The organism is Tunicatimonas sp. (assembly GCF_049647865.1).
Lineage (GTDB): Bacteria > Bacteroidota > Bacteroidia > Cytophagales > Cyclobacteriaceae > Tunicatimonas.
In genome coordinates this window covers 1-2,892 of record NZ_JBARYM010000309.1, presented here as the reverse complement: position 1 = coordinate 2,892, position 2,892 = coordinate 1, and the positions used below count along the sequence as shown (strand labels likewise).

The window sequence follows — 2,892 nt, the reverse complement described above, 5'->3', positions numbered from 1 at the left end:
ATGCGAACATGATCGTATTATAGAAAATGAGGCAGTAGTTCGAGGCATAACCTACGAGATTATTTCGGATGCTCAGGCCGATCAAATGTCAGCTGTAATTGCCAGTCCGGCTTCCAATCAGGACTTAATGCGGTTAGAACAGTTTCCGAAGATTGCCGTGTATACGCCCCGCAGTGAAAGTCCTTGGGACGATGCAGTAGTTCTTGCATTAAAATACGCCGAGATTCCCTACCAAGAGATCTACGACGAAGAGGTGCTTAACGGAGATCTTAGTCAGTACGATTGGTTGCATTTGCACCATGAAGATTTTACCGGTCAGTATGGTAAATTCCATATGGCTTTTCATATGCATCCCTGGTATCAGGTTCAGCGGCAGGAATGTGAAGATATTGCCAGCAAATACGGCTACACTAAGGTTTCTCACCTGAAACGAGCCGTCGCCGAGAAAATTCAAAAGTTCGTTACTCAGGGCGGTTATATGTTTGCTATGTGCTCAGCTACCGATACTTACGATATTGCGTTAGCGACCACCAGTACTGATATGGCAGCAGCGGTATACGACGGTGATCCGGTTGATCGGGCAGCAAATCAAAAACTAGATTTTCAGAACACTTTTGCCTTTGTTGATTTTTCAGTAGTTACCAACCCTTGGGAGATTGAATTTTCTTCAATTGATATTAATTTGAGTACTCGTCCTATTCCTCGGGAGCGAGACTACTTTTCACTATTTGAGTTTTCCGCCAAATGGGACCCTATTCCAACCATGCTTACTCAAAATCACGAGTCAACAGTAAAGGGATTCTTGGGGGCAACCACTGCTTTCCGCAAAGACCATCTGCGACCGAATGTGGTGGTGCTGGGAGAAAACCGCGAAGCGCATGAAGCCAAATACATTCATGGCGAATACGGACGAGGATTCTGGACATTTTACGGTGGGCACGACCCCGAAGACTACCAGCATAATATTGGCGAGCAGCCCACTGATTTACGGTTGCATCCTAACTCGCCGGGTTATCGTCTTATCTTAAATAACATTCTTTTTCCTGCGGCTAAAAAGAAGAAACAGAAAACTTGATAATTGGTTGGAGAACCAGGTGTCGTAATCGACATTTGCACCAGTAAATCACAAAGATTATCATGGCAAGTTCTCTGTACGTTACCACAACCGAAGCTCATTCCGGTAAATCATTGGTGTGCTTAGGTGTTCTGGAATTGATTCTCCGCAAAACAGAACGAGTAGGTATTTTTCGTCCACTAATCAGTGGTAACGGTGATCATAAAGATAAAAATATTCAGCTTTTACTAGAGCATTTTCAGCTTAAGCAATCGTATGAGGAATCTTACGGTTATTACCGCAAAGAAGCTCAAGAATTGATCTTAGCTGGTAAGTATGATCAGTTGCTCGATCAGGTAATTGAAAAGTATAAAGCTTTAGAAGAGGATTGTGACTTCGTGCTCTGTGAGGGTAGTGACTTCACTGACGAAAATGCTACTTTAGACTTTAACATCAACGTTGATTTTGCTAAGAACTTAGGTTGCCCGGTGCTTCTACTCGCACGTGCCGATCATTCTTCTACAATTGATGATATACTGAGTCCGGTACAGATTACGTACGAATCGTTTATTGAAAGTGAATGTGAGGTAGTTTCAGTAATTATTAACCGTACCGAACCGGCACTTGCCCACGAACTACTGCTAGAATTGCGTAATCGCATACCAAAGAAAGAAGTAGTGCTGGGGGTTATTCCCAGTAATAAAATCTTGCAGAGTCCAACACTAAAAGAAGTTAAAGAACATTTACAAGCGGACGTTTTATACGGTAAAGGACAACTTGATAGGCAAACTTTTCGCTATTCGGTAGCTGCTACTCAGCTACAGCATTATCTGCCCCACATTACCGAACAGTGTTTAGTGATTACCCCGGGTGATCGGGGAGATATTATACTGAGTGTATTGCAAGCGCATCAGTCAAAAAACTATCCGGATATTGCTGGGATTCTACTTACCACCAAGTTTGTTCCGGAAGAACCAATTGCCAAGGTGTTGGACGGTATTTCTGATATTGTTCCAATTTTATCGGTAGAAGCCAATACCTACGAAACCGTATCCAGGATTAATCAGATAACTTCATACATCACCCCCGAAAGTGAAAATAAGATACGGCTGAGTAAACAACTATTCGAAAAGTACATTGATACTCAAGTTCTTCAAGAGAAAGTGAGTAGCGTAAAGCAGCGTGGCATGACTCCCCGCATGTTTCAGTACACGCTAATTCAACGGGCGAAATCTGAAAAAAAGCGGATTGTTTTACCCGAAGGTGATGATGAACGAATACTGCGTGCGGCGGAAATTCTTTTAAAACAAGATATTGTAGATTTAACCATCTTAGGGGATAGTAATGAGATTAAAAATACTATTGGTCGACTAGGGTTAGATATACAACCCGATCAACTACAACTACTTAACCCAGCTGAAGCTACCCAAACGGAGCAATTCGCTGAGCGATTTGTAAAACTTCGCAAGCACAAAGGAGCTAATATGGATATTGCGCGAGATACTGTAATTGATGTTTCATACTTTGGTACCATGATGGTGCTAGAAGGCTTAGCTGACGGTATGGTTTCCGGAGCTGCGCATACCACACAACACACTATACGGCCCGCTTTACAGTTAATAAAAACCAAACCTAATGTATTGTTGGTGTCTTCAGTATTTTTTATGGCTTTACCTGACCGCATACTCGTGTACGGTGATTGTGCTATTAATCCTAATCCAAACGCCGAAGAGCTCGCTGAAATTGCTATATCCTCCGCCCAAACTAGTGAAGCATTTGGGGTAGAACCTAAAATTGCTATGCTATCTTACTCATCAGGTTCGTCGGGGCAGGGTGAA

The 2,892-nt window shown here is 42.7% G+C and carries 2 protein-coding genes; both read left to right on the top strand.

All coding sequences use genetic code 11. The annotated features are described in order from the left end of the window. A partial coding sequence (locus tag WBA23_RS09420; RefSeq protein WP_424582025.1) for an asparagine synthetase B occupies positions 1–1,075 on the top strand: 1,075 nt, incomplete at its 5' end. 62 nt (positions 1,076–1,137) lie between these two features. Next, positions 1,138–2,892, top strand: a 1,755-nt coding sequence (gene pta, locus WBA23_RS09415; RefSeq protein ID WP_424582024.1) for a phosphate acetyltransferase, incomplete at its 3' end; no start/stop codon positions are given.